At 67.2% G+C, this 16448-nt stretch carries 11 protein-coding genes; 4 read left to right on the top strand and 7 right to left on the bottom strand.

The annotated features are described in order from the left end of the window. Positions 1 to 15: 15 nt before the first annotated feature. From K32_RS18025 to K32_RS18035, 3 genes are all read right to left on the bottom strand, one after another. The gene (locus tag K32_RS18025; RefSeq protein WP_201400839.1) at positions 16 to 753 is read right to left on the bottom strand and encodes an SDR family oxidoreductase; all 738 of its coding nucleotides are present in this window, start codon (positions 751 to 753) and stop codon (positions 16 to 18) included. Between the two features lie 99 nt (positions 754 to 852). After that, on the bottom strand, positions 853 to 1797 hold the full coding sequence (locus K32_RS18030) for an alpha/beta fold hydrolase (RefSeq protein WP_201400840.1): 945 nt from the start codon (positions 1795 to 1797) through the stop codon (positions 853 to 855). Between the two features lie 186 nt (positions 1798 to 1983). Then, positions 1984 to 2376: a hypothetical protein gene (locus tag K32_RS18035; RefSeq protein WP_201400841.1), complete on the bottom strand. Its 393-nt coding sequence runs from the start codon at positions 2374 to 2376 to the stop codon at positions 1984 to 1986. A 304-nt stretch (positions 2377 to 2680) separates the two neighbouring features. Between K32_RS18035 and K32_RS18040 the strand changes: the two genes are divergently transcribed. Then, a complete protein-coding gene (locus tag K32_RS18040) occupies positions 2681 to 3145 on the top strand; it encodes an Hsp20 family protein (RefSeq protein ID WP_201400842.1) in 465 nt (154 codons plus the stop codon). Between the two features lie 59 nt (positions 3146 to 3204). Here the strand turns inward: K32_RS18040 and K32_RS18045 are convergent, their stop codons facing one another. After that, positions 3205 to 4266: a low specificity L-threonine aldolase gene (locus K32_RS18045; protein ID WP_201400843.1), complete on the bottom strand. Its 1062-nt coding sequence runs from the start codon at positions 4264 to 4266 to the stop codon at positions 3205 to 3207. A gap of 585 nt (positions 4267 to 4851) precedes the next feature. Between K32_RS18045 and gltB the strand changes: the two genes are divergently transcribed. Further along, positions 4852 to 9570 carry a glutamate synthase large subunit gene (gene gltB, locus K32_RS18050; RefSeq protein ID WP_371812711.1) on the top strand — a complete coding sequence of 1573 codons (4719 nt, stop codon included), beginning with the start codon at positions 4852 to 4854 and terminating at the stop codon, positions 9568 to 9570. A gap of 10 nt (positions 9571 to 9580) precedes the next feature. Next, positions 9581 to 11002, top strand: coding sequence for a glutamate synthase subunit beta (locus K32_RS18055; protein ID WP_201400845.1), 1422 nt, complete (start codon positions 9581 to 9583; stop codon positions 11000 to 11002). A 679-nt stretch (positions 11003 to 11681) separates the two neighbouring features. Here the strand turns inward: K32_RS18055 and K32_RS18060 are convergent. The 3 genes from K32_RS18060 to galE all read right to left on the bottom strand — a co-directional run bounded on the left by K32_RS18060 (position 11682) and on the right by galE (position 15353). Beyond that, the gene (locus K32_RS18060; RefSeq protein WP_201400846.1) at positions 11682 to 12968 is read right to left on the bottom strand and encodes an SGNH family hydrolase; all 1287 of its coding nucleotides are present in this window, start codon (positions 12966 to 12968) and stop codon (positions 11682 to 11684) included. A 59-nt stretch (positions 12969 to 13027) separates the two neighbouring features. Beyond that, entirely contained in the window at positions 13028 to 14281 is a 1254-nt protein-coding gene (locus K32_RS18065) for a lytic murein transglycosylase (RefSeq protein ID WP_201400847.1), read from the bottom strand. 79 nt (positions 14282 to 14360) lie between these two features. Then, positions 14361 to 15353: a UDP-glucose 4-epimerase GalE gene (gene galE, locus K32_RS18070; RefSeq protein ID WP_201400848.1), complete on the bottom strand. Its 993-nt coding sequence runs from the start codon at positions 15351 to 15353 to the stop codon at positions 14361 to 14363. A gap of 148 nt (positions 15354 to 15501) precedes the next feature. Between galE and galU the strand changes: the two genes are divergently transcribed. Further along, a complete protein-coding gene (gene galU / locus K32_RS18075) occupies positions 15502 to 16380 on the top strand; it encodes a UTP--glucose-1-phosphate uridylyltransferase GalU (RefSeq protein WP_201400849.1) in 879 nt (292 codons plus the stop codon). The last annotated feature ends 68 nt before the right edge of the window (positions 16381 to 16448 follow it).

Raw genomic sequence — 16448 nt, forward strand, 5'->3', positions numbered from 1 at the left:
CCCACCCCACGGCACTCAGATCGACTGCAGCAAGCCGCCGTCGACGGCGATCGCCTGGCCGGTGATGTAGCTCGCGCGCTCCGAGGCGAGGAAGGCGGCGAGTGCGGCGAATTCTTCCGGCTCGCCGATCCGGCCGGCCGGGATCTTCGGGCCGACCGTCGCGCTGGTGACGCCGAGCTCGGCCATGCGGTCGGTATTGGTGAAGCCCGGCAGCAGCGCGTTGACGGTGATACCCGCCGCCGCGACGTCGCGGCTCAGCGCGTTGACGAGGCCGAGCAGGCCGGCGCGCAGGCCGTTCGAGACGACGAGGCCGGGCATCGGCTCCCGCGCCGCGACCGAGGTGACCGCGAGGATGCGGCCAAAGCCCTTGGCGCGCATGGCCGGTAGCGCCGCGCCGACGCTCTCGACGAAGCTCATCCAGAGATTGTCGAAGCCGGCCTGCCAGGCGGCATCCGAGATCGCCTCGAAATTGCCGGGCGCCGGGCCGCCGGTATTGGTGACGAGGATGTCCGGGCCGCCGCCGAGAAGCTCGGCCGCCTGCTGCACCAGCACGCGGCTCGATCCCGGCTTCGAGACATCGCCGGCAAGGCCGATCGCGCCGATCTCCGCCGCCACCTTTTCCACCCGCGCCGCGTCGCGCGCGACGATGACGACCTTGGCGCCCTCGGCCGCCAGTTCCGCCGCGACCGCCCGGCCGAGGCCGCGCGATCCGCCGAAGACGAGTGCGGTCTTGTCGTTGAGTTTCAGATCCATGGCGATGCCCTGTTGTTCGAGGATGGCGGAGGCTCGCAAATCCCCCGGAGAAAAACCAGCCGTCGAAACAGAGACTTGGGGCGGCGAGCGTCGGGAGGTCTAGTCGTTCGAGCCCGGAATGAAGGCGTCGAAGGCGGCCCAGAACAGCCCGCGGATCGGATCGCGCTCCATCAGGATCTCATGCCGCGATCCCGGAATGACGATCTGCGCGCCGATCCGCATCTCGCGGGCGAAGCGCTCGATGGCGAGCGGCGACACCACGCGGTCCTCGCCGGCCGCGATCAAAAGCGTCGGAATGCGGATGCCGGCGGCGAAGGCCGGGTTGGCGGCCTCGTTCATCGCCCGGCAGGCGGCATGCAGCCAGGCAATCGTCGGTGCGCCGACCCCGAGTTCGGGCTGCGCCTTGCTGACGGCAAGGGTGCGGGCGAAACGGCGGGGATCGCTGGTCAGCGGATTGCCGGAGAAGCCGCGCTCCTCGACCTGGGCGATCTTGGCGCCCGGCGGGAAGGCATCGCCGAGGCCGAGCAGCGAGAAGGCGCCGGCGGTGAAATTGATCACCCGGCGCGACGGGGCGAAGCCGCCGAAATCGAGCAGCGGCGCCGCGAGCACCATGCGCGAGAAGACCTGGCGCGAGCGGCGCGCGACGCGCAGGCAGACGAGACCGCCGGTCGAATGCGCCAGCGCGAAATAGGGTGGCGGGCAATCCGGCAGCGCGACCTGCTGCATGAACGCCTCGAGGTCACGCTCATATTCGGAGAAATCGTCGACATGGCCCTTGAGAGGATTCGGAAGCCGCCGCTCGGAACCGCCCTGCCCGCGCCAGTCGAAGGTCGCGACCGCGAAGCCGCGCGCCAAAAGCTCGCCGACCACCTCGTAGTATTTCTCGATCGCCTCGGCCCGGCCGTGAACGAGACAGACCGTACCCTTGCGCTGGCCCGACGGCCGCCAGACCGCGGCACGCAGGCGGACGCCGTCCTCGGTCGTCACCGTCTGCTCGACCGCGCCGGCCGGAATCGGATTTTCGGAAAGGGTGATCAGGCTCATCCGCCGCGCAAGGTCCGCTTTCGAGGGTCTTTCGGGTTTAGCCGAGCCGCCCGGGGGCCACAAGCAAAGCGAGCAAATGAAAAGCCGGCGGCACCTTGCGATGCCACCGGCTGTCGGGCCGTTCTCGTGCGGGGGGCGGATCGAGACCGGCCGACGGTCGAAAGCCGAGGGAACCCGGCGATACGACTACCAGCGGCGCCAGTCGTCGCCCCAGCCGCCATGCCAGCCGCGATCGCCGCGCCAGCCATTGTCGACCACACGGCGGCGGAGGATGTCGCCGCTATAGGCATCGACCACCAGGATGAAGTCGCGGCCGCGCGCCGAGGCGCGGACGATCGACACGTCGCGCCGGTCGCGGATGATGTTGACGTCGTAATAGCCCTGCGAGCGGACCGCGCGGAAGATCTGGCGCGGGCTGAGCGGATAGCGCCGGTCGTCGCGATAGACCGGACGCGGACCGCCGCGTCCATCCTCGTAGCCGCCGCGGCCGCCTTCGAATCGGTAGTCCTGGGCCTGCGCCGCCATCGGGGCGGCGAGCGATCCGATCAGGACTGTCGTGGCGAGAAGGACCTTGATCATGTTCTGTCTCCGGGTGGGCCGGACGAGCAAGTCATCGCCGGCATTGAGGTGAGCTTGCCACCGGGCGCCTGAACACCATCCGAATTGGTCGTTCATGTGGCGTTCAGCGAGCCGGCGCACCGAATTCCGGGCGGGCCGAGGCCGGCGCCGGCGCGGGGCCGCCTAGCCTCTTGAAGACGTAACGGAAGGTTCCCACATCCAGTCTGCGGATGCCGATAGCGGGTCCGCGAGACGCGTGATGCCGGCCGGAAATGGCGGCAATGCGTGAGTTTTGATCCTATGTCGCTCTGAAGGAGGACACCCCATGCGTACGTTTGATCTGAGCCCCCTGTATCGCTCCACCGTCGGTTTCGACCGTCTCTTTTCGCTGCTCGACCAGACCACCGGCGTCGAAGGCGGCGTGCCCGGCTATCCGCCCTATAATATCGAGCGCACCGGCGAGAACGCCTACCGCATCACCATGGCGGTCGCCGGCTTCAACGACAGCGAACTCTCGATCGAGTCGCGTGAAAACACGCTGACCGTCAAGGGCGAGAAGAAGGTCGAGGACGGCCAGGACTCCGAGGTGCTGTATCGCGGCATCGCCGCGCGCTCCTTCGAGCGCCGGTTCCAGCTCGCCGACCATGTCGAGGTGAAAGGCGCCCGACTCGAAAACGGACTTCTCCACGTCGAACTCGTCCGCGAGATTCCGGAAGCGATGAAGCCGCGCACCATCGCGATCACCAGCGGCAAGTCCGCCGGCCAGCAGATCGAGGCGAAGGCCGCCTGATCCGAACTGCGATACAAGCCTGTTGATGGGGCGCCCCACGAATGTGGGGCGCCTATTTTCTAGGCGTCGACTGCTGAAATTATTCGCACGAAATTCTCGACTTCCTCGACGCGGGTCCGGAAGCTCGTGACCAGGCGAATGGCGACGAATTCGCCGCGCCGGTCGCGCTCGACCAGCCCTTCCGGCGACCACTCATAATAGACGGCCCCGGCCGCCCGCAGCCGCGCGTCCAGTTCGCGCGGGATCACCACGAACAGCTCGTTGCCGTCCGGCTCGAAGGCGAGCGAGGCTCCCGGCGTCGCCGTGATGCCGGCCGCCAGCCGGCTCGCCATCGCATTGGCGTGCGCCGCGAGCTCGAGCCAGTGACCGTCGGCGAGATAGGCGGAGAACTGGGCGGAGACGAAGCCGCTCTTCGAGAACAGGTGGCCGGCCCGCTTGCGGTGGAATTCGAAGCCGCGCGCCTGCGCCTTGTCGAAGAAGATCACCGCCTCGGCGGCGAAGCAGCCATTCTTCGAGCCGCCGAAGGAGAGCACGTCGACGCCGGCGCGCCAGCTGGCCTCGGCCGGCGAGACGCCGAGCCCGGCAACCGCGTTGCCGAAGCGCGCGCCGTCCATGTGCAGCGGCAGGCCCGCGCCGTGCGCGACGGCCGCCAAAGCGGCGATTTCCGTGGGTTCGTAGGCGGTGCCGGCCTCGGTCAGCTGGCTGATCGAGACCGCCACCGGCTGGCCGTGATGCACCGCCTCGGCCGGATAGAGCGCGATCGCCGCCGCGAGATCCGCCGGATGCAGCTTGCCATCGGCGCCGTCGATCCGGTGCAGGCGGGCGCCATTGCCGAAGAACTCCGGCGCCCCGCCCTCGTCGACCGCGATGTGGGCGTCGCGGTGGCAGAAGACCACCCCGCCCGGCCGGCCGAACTGGGCCAGCGCCAGCGCGTTGGCGGCGGTTCCGGTCGCCACGAAGAAGACGGCGACGTCGCGCTCGAAGACGCGCGCGAAGGCCGCTTCCACCGACGCCGTCAGCGGATCGTTTCCATAGGCCGGCGCGCGGGCGCCGGCGGCTTCGACGAGGGCGGCCGCCACGCGGTCGGAGGCCCCTGTCCAGTTGTCGCTTGCGAAGATCATCGCGCCATATCGCGGCGGAGCGGTACGAAGCGCAAGCCCCCTTATGCGGCGAAGTGGCTCGAATGGCGCCGCCTAATTCCACGGCGGCCGATGCCTAAAAATGCAGCAAGAAATGCGCCCAAATCGACCAACTCGGTGACGCAGCGTCAGACACACGTTTCGCAATTTTGTTACGTTCAGGGCCGACATTCATCAACGAAACTGTGATGGCCACGTACCTTTCGAAACAAACATAATGCGTGATCATCAGCGCGCTTGCCGTGGGGAAAGAGTTCTGGCATTTTGGCGCGCCGTCAATTAGGACAGCCTTACTGTCCCATTATCGAGTGCAACGCCAAGCGATCATGGGCATTGGGAGACGGGGCAAGCGGGGGTCGGAATGAACCTTGCTTGCGACACGGACGCGGCCCGGAAAGGTCGTCGTCGCGCCCCTTCCGGCGCGGCGGAGGATTTGGACGCGAAGCGTCTCAAGTATCGAATGCGGCGGGTACGCCGGTTGGTCATCCAAACGTCCCCAGGGACGGGCGGGAGAGCGGCCGGTCGAGACGTCGAATGATGAACCATAGAGGATGAGAGGGCACTCAGATGCCGAAGGTCTTACGCGAAGCGGAAATGCAGATGGCAGCAGCGGCAACGGCCCGCGCGGCCAAAAGCACGGCCGCCCGCAATAAGGCCGGCGGAATCGGCGCCCAGGGCCTTTATGATCCGCGCAACGAGCACGACGCCTGCGGCGTCGGCTTCATCGCGAACCTGAAGAACGAGAAGTCGCACCGCATCGTCCAGAGCGGCCTGCAGATCGTCCGCAACCTCGAGCATCGCGGCGCGGTCGGCGCGGATCCGCTGATGGGCGACGGAGCGGGCATGCTCGTGCAGATTCCGCATCGCTTTTTCGCCGAGGAAGCGACCCGGCTCGGCTTCGCCGTCGGCGAGCCCGGCTCCTATGCCGTCGGCTTCCTCTTCCTGCCGCAGGACGCGGAAGTCCGCGCCGGCATGGAGAAGATCGTCGAGGAAGTCGTCGCCTCCGAGGGCCAGGAGTTGCTCGGCTGGCGTAACGTGCCCGTCGACAACTCGTCGCTTTCCAAGGCGCCCGAGATCGCGGCGACCGAACCGCACCATCGCCAGGTCTTCATCGGCCGCGGCAAGGGCATCGCCAACGAGGCCGAGTTCGAGCGGCGGCTGTTCATCATCCGCAAGGTGATCTCCAACCGCATCTACGCGGCCTATTCCGGCCTCGACAACGACTTCTACGTCGTGTCGCTGTCGGCGCGGACGATCGTCTACAAGGGCATGTTCCTGGCGGAGCAGCTCGGCGCCTATTATCTCGACTTCCACGACGAGCGCTTCGAGAGCGCGATCGCGCTCGTGCACCAGCGCTTCTCGACCAACACCTTCCCGTCCTGGCGGCTGGCCCACCCCTACCGCATGGTCGCGCACAACGGCGAGATCAACACGGTTCGCGGCAACGTCAACTGGATGGCGGCGCGGCAGGCCTCGGTCGACAGTGAGCTCTACGGCAACGACATCTCGAAGCTGTGGCCGATCTCCTATGAGGGGCAGTCGGACACCGCCTGCTTCGACAACGCGCTCGAATTCCTGGTCCAGGGCGGCTATTCGCTGCCGCACGCGGCCATGATGCTGATCCCCGAGGCCTGGGCGGGCAACCCGCTCATGGACGAGCAGCGGCGCGCCTTCTACGAGTACCATGCCGCCCTGATGGAGCCCTGGGACGGGCCGGCCGCCGTCGCCTTCACCGACGGCGTGCGGATCGGCGCGACGCTCGACCGCAACGGCCTGCGGCCGGCGCGCTACCTCGTCACCGAGGATGGCGACGTGCTGCTGTCGTCCGAATCCGGCGTGCTGCCGATCCCGGAAGAGAAGATCATCACCAAGTGGCGGCTGCAGCCTGGCCGCATGCTGCTGATCGACCTCGAGCAGGGCCGCATCGTCTCCGACGAGGAGATCAAGACCGAGCTCGCCACCAAGCTCCCCTACCAGGAGTGGCTGGCGCGCACCCAGATCGTGCTGGAAGACCTGCCGCCGGTGCCGCCGCGCGCGCCGCGCACCGACGTGACGCTGCTCGATCGCCAGCAGGCCTTCGGCTACACCACCGAGGACCTGAAGCTCCTGATGGCGCCGATGGCCACCACCGGCCAGGAAGCGGTCGGCTCGATGGGCACGGACACGCCGATCTCGGTGCTCTCCGACAAGTCGAAGCTGCTCTACACCTACTTCAAGCAGAACTTCGCCCAGGTGACGAACCCGCCGATCGATCCGATCCGCGAGGAGCTCGTCATGAGCCTCGTCTCGTTCATCGGGCCGCGGCCGAACCTGTTCGACCTCTCGGGCGCCGGCCGCCGCAAGCGGCTGGAAGTGCGGCAGCCGATCCTGGAGAACCCGGATCTGGAGAAGATCCGCGCCATCGGCGAGCTGGACGACAACCCGTTCCAGTCGAAGACGCTCGACATCACCTATGCGATCGCACAGGGCGCCGAAGGCATGGCCGACGCGCTGGAGCGGCTCTGCGAGCGCGCCGAGGCGGCCGTCCATGGCGGCTACAACATCATCATCCTGTCGGATCGCATGATCGGGCCGGACCGGATCCCGATCCCCGCCCTGCTCGCCACCGCCGGCGTTCACCATCACCTGATCCGCAAGGGTCTTAGGACCTCCGTCGGTCTCGTTATCGAGACGGGCGAGGCGCGTGAGGTGCATCATTTCTGCGTGCTGGCCGGCTTCGGCGCCGAGGCGATCAACCCCTATCTCGCCTTCGAGACCCTGACCGACATGAAGAAGGACTTCCCCGAGGAGGTCGACGACGAAGAGATCGTGCATCGCTACGTCAAGTCGATCGACAAGGGCATCCTGAAGGTCATGTCCAAGATGGGCATCTCGACCTACCAGTCCTATTGCGGCGCGCAGATCTTCGACGCGATCGGTCTCGCTTCGGAATTCGTCGACCGCTACTTCTTCGGCACCGCCACCACCATCGAGGGCGTCGGCCTCAAGGAGATCGCGGAAGAGACCGTCCGCCGCCACGCCGCCGCCTTCGGCGACGGCGCGATCCTGCGCAACACGCTCGATATCGGCGGCGAGTACAACTACCGCATCCGCGGCGAGAAGCACGCCTGGTCGCCGGACTCGGTGGCGACCCTGCAGCATGCCGTCCGCACCGGTTCGTGGGAGCGCTACGACGACTTCGCCAAGGCGATGAACGAGCAGTCCAAGGCGCTGTTGACGCTGCGCGGCCTGTTCGAGATCAAGATGGCGGAGGACGTCGGCCTGACGCCGGTGCCGCTCGACGAGGTCGAGCCGGCGGCGGAGATCGTCAAGCGCTTCGCCACCGGCGCCATGTCGTTCGGCTCGATCTCGCGCGAGGCGCACACCACGCTCGCCATCGCCATGAACCGGATCGGCGGCAAGTCGAACACCGGCGAGGGCGGCGAGGAGGCCGAGCGCTTCCTGCCGCTGCCGAACGGCGACTCGATGCGTTCGTCGATCAAGCAGATCGCTTCCGGCCGCTTCGGCGTGACGACGGAATATCTCGTCAACTCCGACGTGATGCAGATCAAGGTGGCGCAGGGTGCCAAGCCCGGCGAAGGCGGTCAGCTGCCCGGCCACAAGGTCGACGCGACCATCGCCAAGGTCCGGCATTCGACGCCGGGCGTCGGCCTGATCTCGCCGCCGCCGCACCATGACATCTACTCGATCGAGGATCTGGCCCAGCTGATCTTCGATTTGAAGAACGTCAACCCGGAAGCCGACGTCTCGGTCAAGCTCGTCTCGGAAGTCGGCGTCGGCACGGTCGCCGCCGGCGTCGCCAAGGCGCGCGCCGACCACATCACGGTGTCCGGCTTCGAGGGTGGCACCGGCGCATCGCCGCTGACCTCGCTGAAGCATGCCGGCAGCCCGTGGGAAATCGGCCTCGCCGAGACCCAGCAGACGCTGGTGCTGAACGGCCTGCGCTCGCGCATCGCCCTGCAGGTCGATGGCGGCTTCCGCACCGGTCGCGACGTCATCATCGGCGCGCTGCTCGGCGCGGACGAGTTCGCCTTCTCGACGGCACCGCTGATCGCGGCCGGCTGCATCATGATGCGCAAGTGCCATCTGAACACCTGCCCGGTCGGCGTCGCCACGCAGGACCCCGTCCTGCGCAAGCGCTTCAAGGGCGAGCCGGAGCACGTCATCAACTACTTCTTCTTCGTCGCCGAGGAAGTGCGTCAGCTGATGGCGGCGATGGGCGCGCGCAGCCTCGAGGAGCTGATCGGCCAGTCCGACCGGCTCGACAAGGTGGCGGCGGTCAATCACTGGAAGGCGTCGGGCCTGGACTTCACCAAGCTGTTCCACAAGGTCGAGGCCGGCCCGGACGAAATCCGGCACACGCAGCGGCAGAAGCACCCGATCGAACATGTGCTCGATCGCAAGCTGATCGCCGAGGCCCAGCCTGCGCTTGCCACCGGCAAGCCGGTCCAGATCGAGGCCGCGATCCACAACACCGACCGCTCGGCCGGCGCCATGCTCTCCGGCGAAGTCGCCAAGCGCTATGGCAATGACGGCCTGCCGGACGACACGATCGCGATCACGCTGCGCGGCACCGCCGGGCAGAGCTTCGCCGCCTTCCTGGCGCGCGGCATCTCGATCGACCTGATCGGCGAAGGCAACGACTATGTCGGCAAGGGCCTTTCCGGCGGCCGCATCGTCGTGCGGCCGGCCGAGAACAGCCGCATCGTGCCAGAAAAGTCGATCATCGTCGGCAACACCGTGCTCTACGGTGCGACCGAGGGCGAGGCCTATTTCCGCGGCGTCGCCGGCGAGCGCTTCTCGGTCCGCAATTCGGGCGCGATCGCCGTCGTCGAAGGCTGCGGCGACCATGGCTGCGAATACATGACCGGCGGCATCGTCGTCGTCATCGGCAAGACCGGGCGCAACTTCGCGGCCGGCATGTCCGGCGGCATCGCCTATGTGCTCGACGAGGACGAAACCTTCGCCGAGCGCTGCAACCTGTCGATGGTCGAGATCCAGCCCGTCCAGGAAGAGGACGACCTGCTCGAGAAGCTGCACCACCATGGCGGTGACATCGAGCACAAGGGCCGGATCGACATCACGTCGAACATGAACCGCTTCGATGACGAGCGCCTGCACCGCCTGATCTCGCAGCATCTCCACTACACCGGCTCGAGCCGGGCCAAGGAGATCCTGGAGCACTGGGAAAGCTATCGTCCGAAATTCCGCAAGGTCATGCCGGTCGAGTATCGGCGCGCACTGATCGAGATGGAACGCGCGCGCTACGGCGTGGCGGCGGAGTGAGGGGAATAAAATGGGTAAGGTAACGGGCTTCCTCGAAATCGACCGCCAGGACCAGAAGTACCAGCCGGCTGCGGACCGCATCCGGCACTTCCGGGAATTCACCCTGCCGCTCAGCGACCAGGACGTGTCGCGGCAGGCGGCGCGCTGCATGGATTGCGGCGTTCCCTTCTGCCATGGCGACACCGGCTGTCCGGTGCACAACCAGATCCCGGACTGGAACGACCTCGTCTATTCCGGCGATTGGCAGGAGGCCGCGCGCAACCTGCATTCGACCAACAACTTCCCGGAGTTCACCGGCCGCATCTGCCCCGCCCCGTGCGAGGAAGCCTGCACGCTGAACCTCGAGAACATTCCGGTCGCCATCAAGTCGGTCGAGCAGTCGATCGCCGACAAGGCGTGGGATCAGGGCTGGATCAAGCCCGAGATCGCCGCGGTCAAGACCGGCAAGCGGGTCGCGGTCGTCGGTTCCGGCCCGGCGGGCCTCGCCGCCGCGCAGCAGCTCGCCCGCGCCGGCCATGACGTCCATGTCTTCGAGCGCGAGCCGAAGGCCGGCGGCCTGCTGCGCTACGGCATTCCGGACTTCAAGATGGAGAAGCACTTCATCGACCGGCGCGTCGCGCAGATCGAGGCCGAGGGCGCGACCTTCCACTACGGCCAGAACATCGGCGTCACCAAGCCGATGGCCGAGCTGGTCGCCGACCACGACGCCGTGCTGCTGACGGGCGGCGCCGAGGCGCCGCGCGATCCGAAGCTGCCGGGCGCGGAACTGGAGGGCGTGCATTACGCCATGCCGTTCCTGGTCCAGCAGAACCGCCGCGTCGGCCGCGAGGAGATCCACGAGGAGCCGATCATCGCGACCGGCAAGCGCGTGGTCGTCATCGGCGGCGGCGATACCGCGTCGGACTGCGTCGGCACCTCGTTCCGCCAGGGCGCGCTCGCCGTCACCCAGCTCGACATCCGCCCGATGCCGCCGGTCCAGGAAGACAAGCTCGCGGTCTGGCCCTACTGGCCGACCAAGTTCCGCACCTCTTCCTCGCAGGCCGAGGGCGCCGAGCGCGAGTTCGCCTGCGCGACGCTCGGCGTCGTCGGCAAGAACGGCAAGGTCACGGGCGTGCAGTGCGCCCGCGTCGACGAGAAGCGCCGGCCGATCGAGGGCACGGAGTTCATCATCCGCGCCGACTTGGTCTTCATGGCAATCGGCTTCGCCCATCCCCTGCACGAGGGCATGCTGACCGAACTCGGCGCTGATCTCGACAAGCGCGGCAACCTCGCGGCCAACACCCGCGACTACCGCACCTCGGTCGACAAGGTATTCGCCGCCGGCGACATGCGCCGTGGCCAGTCGCTGGTCGTCTGGGCGATCCGCGAGGGTCGCCAGGCCGCGCATTCGATCGACAAGCACCTGATGGGCGCGACCAACCTCGCCTGGTAGGCGACGCCCTATCTCTTAAAACGAAGAAGCCCCCGCCGGTCGCCGGCGGGGGCTTTTTCATGTCGGGTTCGACGAAGCTATTTCCGAGGCTGCATTTCCAGAACTCGACCATCATCCTGAGGTGCCCGGCGGGCCTCGAAGGAGGGTCCAGGAAGCTCCCTTCGGGAGCAAACGGCCAGCGCGGGAGTTTCAGAGCTCCGCTGAATCCTCCTTCGAGGCTTCGCTACCGCGAAGCACCTCAGGATGATGGCGGAGTCGGTCAATCGGCCTGGAAGACTGGGCTGTCTGGCGGCCTCTTCACCTCTCCCTGAGGGAGAGGTCGACGCACGAAGTGCGGCGGGTGAGGGTTTAGGAAACCATCCGGAGAGGCCGTAAACCCTCACCCGGAGCTTCGCTCCGACCTCTCCCTCAGGGAGAGGTGAGGCCTGAGCCCTGCATTCATGCTTCGGGTTCTCTCCCTCAGAGGAACCTTTGCAAAACACCACCCCCATCATGCTGAGGAGGCCCGCAGGGCCGTCTCGAAGCACGCAGAGCGGCCGTGCCATCGACAGGCTGCACATAGACCGTGCGTCCTTCGAGGCTTCGCTGGCGCGAAGCCCCTCAGGATGATGGAAATCGAGCGCCGCAGGGCTGCCGGACAGCGATGCGCCACGATCAGGAAGAGGTGAAGCGCCCCGCCCTATCGCAGCGCCGGCGCCAGTTGCGGCACGCCGGCGGTCGGGGCCGGCAGGATGACGATGCCGTCGACGATGCTGCCCGGCGCGTCGGCCGTTTCGTCCTCGGCATGCGGCGGCTTCCAGGCGAAATCGTCGACGCGGCCGGGCTGGGCGGCCGGCGACTTGCCCTCGACGGTCAGCTTGTACTGGACGCTGTCCGCCGCCGGGCCCGGCACGGTCTGGTCGCGAGCGCCGATCAGCTTGCCGTCGGCCGCGCCCGGCTCCGGATCGGTCAGCGAGATGACCGGGCCGACCTGGCGTTCCTTGCCGTCCGGGCCGATCTCCATCGTCGCATTCGGATTGGTCGGCGTCACCGAACTCATCGGCAGGCCGAACCCGCTGCCCTGGCGGATGTCGCGCTCGACGAAGAAGGCGAGCTTGCGCCGTCCCGCCTTGGTGAAGTTGATGCCGTCGCTGCCGCGCAGCGTCCGCGTCTGGCCCTCGACATCCGGGCCGCGCGCCACGAACTGGCCGCTCTCGTCGGCGAACCCGTCCCAGATGTCGATGAAACTGCCGCCGACGGCCTCGACCCGGCCCTTGAACAGCGTGTTGAGGAAGGCCATGTCGGCCGAGGCGTCCTTCGACCGCATCGGCGGCACGCCGACCCAGTAGACCGGCTTGCCATAGGCCTGCAGCGCTAGCAGAAAGCGCTCGACGCGCTGCTGGTAGGCCTTCTGCCATTCGTCCGAACGCGGCGCGAACCGGCCGTCCTTGGTCCGGATCTGCTGGCGGTCATTGGTTCCCATCAGCACGACGACCATGTCCGGCTTGTCGGCGACGAGCATCTCCGAGATCTTGCCGGCCCAGTCGAAATGGTCGTCGCGGACAAAGCCGGACGGACCGTCCGAGCGGTCGACGACGGCGAGGCGCGGTTCCTCGGCGAAGGCCTGGTCGAGCCCCCAGGCGAGGCCGCCGGCGACGAAATCGCCGACGACAAGCACCTTCTTGGCGTCCGGGTTCTTGGGCTGGATCTCCAGCGCCGGATAGACCGGCTCGGCCGGCGCGGCCGGCCGCTTCTTGCGCGGCTGCTCGTCGCGCGGCGCCCTCTGGGCGGAGGGCGGCCGCTGGCGGCCGATCTCGCCCGGCGGCACGGGGTAGGCCCCCGGCGGTGGCGGCCGCTCGATGCCGAACAGGCGATCGAGAAAGCCGGCGGGGCCCCTAAACTGCGCCGAGGCCGGCTCCATCACGCCAACCAGGGCAAAGGAAACCAGCAGGACGACGGCGACGGCGCGGAAGAGACGAACCAGCATGGCGATATCCGGCGGGAAGGACCGCCTGCCCTCGGCGGCCTTCCCTTGAGGAAAGGATCTTAACTGCCGGAGCGCAGGCGCTGCAACAGCCCCGTTGAGGCATAGCCGTCCGGGATCATGCCGGCCGACGCCTGGTAGGAGCGGATCGCCCGCTTGGTCCCGGCGCCGATCTTGCCGTCGACCGCGCCGGAATAATAGCCGTGCCGGCCGAGCAGCGACTGCAGTTCGGCCCGCTCGGACGCCTGCAGCGGCCGTGCGTCGCGCGGCCAGCCGGAGACGAAATCATTGCCGCCGCGCAGCCGGTCCGACAGGTGGCCGACCGCGAGCGCGTAGGCATCGGCGTTGTTGTAGCGCTTGATGACGCGGAAATTCTGCAGGAGCAGGAAGGCCGGGCCGCCGGCGCCCGCCGGCGCATAGAGGCGCGCCGGTTCGTTCGAGGCCGGGAACGGCCGGCCGGCGACGCGGTGCAGACCGAGCTTGCGCCACTGGTCGAGCGACAGCGTCTCGCCGGAATCGGCATGGCGCCAGTCGAAGCCGGCCGGCAGCTCGACCTCGTAGCCCCAGGTCTGGCCGTGCCGCCAGCCCATCTTGGCGAGATAGTTGGCCGTCGAGGCGAGCGCGTCGACCTCCGAGGTCCAGATGTTGCGCTTGCCGTCGCCGTCGAAATCGACCGCATAGGCCTGGTAGGTGGTCGGGATGAACTGGGTGTGGCCCATGGCGCCGGCCCAGGAGCCGACCATGCCGCGCGGCGTCACGTCGCCGTTCTGGATGATCTTCAGCGCCGCGATCAGCTGCTGGCGGCCGTACTTGGCACGCGAGCCGCCCTGATAGGCGAGCGTCGCCAGCGAGCGGATGGTGTTCTTGACGATCTTGTCGTTGGTCAGCACCTGGCCATAGGAGGATTCCATCCCCCAGATCGCCACCACGACGCTGCGGTCGACGCCGAAGGCCTGCTCGATCTGGCGCAGCTGCCGGTCATACTGCTTGAGCATGTCGCGGCCGTTCTCCAGCCGTTTGGCCGAGACGGCGCCGTCCAGATATTCCCAGAGCGGCTTGACGAATTCGGCCTGCGACTGCGCCTTGGCGAGCACGTCGGGGTCGGGCGTGAAATTGCCGAGGGCGGCGTTGTAGACGCTGCGCGAGATGCCGGCCTTCTGCGCCGTCGGCCAGAAGCTCGCCACCCAGCGCTGTCCGGCGGCGTCCGCCATGGCCGGCAACAATCCGGCCAACAGCATCAAGACCAGCAGGAAGGCGCGGGTTCCGGCAGCGCGGATCGGCTGCATCGCGGAAACGGGCGGGCTCCAAAATGCCATGTCGCAGAATTCTCCTCAGGTTCGCTTGCTATCCGCTCCGGATCGGGGGGACCGGAGCGCTCCACGCCGGGGGGCGCGTTCAATCGCGCTGGTTTCGTCTTCCCAGCGCCTCTTCCCATGCCAGCGCCGTCGCGACGCACTGGTCGAGGTCGTCATGTTCGGGTCGCCAGCCGAGCTTTGACCGGGCGCGTGTCGAATTTGCGACAACCGCAGGCACGTCACCTGCGCGTCGCTCGCGCGTCGTCACTTCGAAGTCGCGGCCGGAAACCCGGCGCACGGCGTCGATCACCTCGCGCACGCTGTAGCCGTGGCCATAGCCGCAATTGGCGACCAGGCTGTCGCCGCCGGCGCGCAGATAGGCGAGCGCGTCGGCATGCGCATTGGCGAGGTCGGAAACATGGATGTAGTCGCGCACGCAGGTGCCGTCGGCCGTGTCGTAGTCGGTGCCGAAGATCTCGATCCGGTCGCGCTTGCCGAGCGCGGTCTCGCAGGCGACCTTGATCAGATGCGTGGCGCCCTTGGTCGACTGGCCGGTGCGGCCGCGCGGATCGGCGCCGGCGACGTTGAAATAGCGCAGCGCCACATAGCGGAAGTCATGCGCGCGCGACGCATCCTCCAGCATCATCTCGGTCATCAGCTTGGAGCGGCCATAGGGCGACAGCGGCGAGAGCGGCGCGCCCTCCTCGACCGGCTCGGTGCCGGTGTCGCCATAGACGGCGGCGGTCGAGGAAAAGATGAAATGCTTGACTCCGGCGCGGATCACCGCCGCCATCAGCGCGCGCGATTTGACCGTATTGTTCAGGTAGTACCCGAGCGGGTCGGCGACGGAGTCCGGCACGACGATCGAACCGGCGAAGTGAATGACCGCATCGATGGCATGTTCCGCCACCAGCCGCTCGACCAGCGCCTCGTCGGCAATGTCGCCTTCAACAAACACCGCCTCGGGCGCCACGGCCCACTGGAATCCGGTGGACAGGCGATCAAGAACGACAACGGCCTCATGAGCGTCAACAAGACGCCACACCATGTGGCTACCGATATAGCCAGCACCGCCCGTCACCAGAACAGCCACTTTGAAAGTCCCAACAGATTCGTATTGTTAATGAACTATGAATAGGTGAACGAAGTCTTGATGCGGCCGAAATTCACACTTTTCCATTAGCGTTATCGATAGAAATCTGCCGATATGCTCCCCGTACCGATGCATCCGTGAGGCGTCTATGAACCCGAAGATTCGCAAGGCCGTTTTCCCCGTCGCCGGTCTTGGCACCCGCTTCCTGCCTGCGACCAAAGCCATGCCGAAGGAAATGCTGACGGTCGTCGATCGTCCGCTGATCCAGTACGCCGTCGACGAGGCGCGCGAAGCCGGTATCGAACACCTGATCTTCGTCACCGGCCGCAACAAGGCGGTCATCGAGGATCATTTCGACGTCCAGTACGAACTCGAAGCCACGCTCACGGATCGCGGCAAGAAGGAGGCTCTGAGCCTCCTCGCCAAGGACCTGCCGAAGCCGGGCTCGACCTCCTTCACCCGCCAGCAGGTTCCGCTCGGCCTCGGCCACGCCGTCTGGTGCGCGCGCGAGATGATCGGCAACGAGCCCTTCGCCGTGCTGCTGCCGGACATGGTGATGAAGGGCGAGCCGGGCTGTCTGAAGCAGATGGTCAAGGTCTATGAGGAATGGGGCGGCAACGTGCTCGCGGTCGAGGAATGCGACCCGGCCCAGACGCACCAGTACGGCATCGTCGGCATCGGCGCCGAGATCGGCGGCCCGGCCTTCCGCATCAACGCCATGGTCGAGAAGCCGAAGCCGGAAGTGGCGCCTTCCAACCTCTACATCAACGGCCGCTACATCCTGCAGCCGCAGATCTTCGACCTGCTCTCGAAGCAGGAGCGCGGCGCCGGCAACGAGATCCAGCTGACCGACGCCATGCTGCGCCTGATGGACCGCCAGTATTTCTACGGCTGCCGCTTCGACGGCCAGACCTATGACTGCGGCAACAAGGTCGGCTTCCTGGCGGCGAACGTCGCCTTCGCGCTCGACCGCCCGGATATCGCCGACGAGTTCCGCCCCGAGCTCGAGAAGCTGCTGGCGCGCTGAGGCGATCGTCCGGCTTGCATCGAAATACGGCGCTCCGGTTCTCCGGGGCGCCATTTTTTTGCGGCTGG

The sequence above is a fragment of the Kaistia sp. 32K genome (assembly GCF_016629525.1).
Lineage (GTDB): Bacteria > Pseudomonadota > Alphaproteobacteria > Rhizobiales > Kaistiaceae > Kaistia.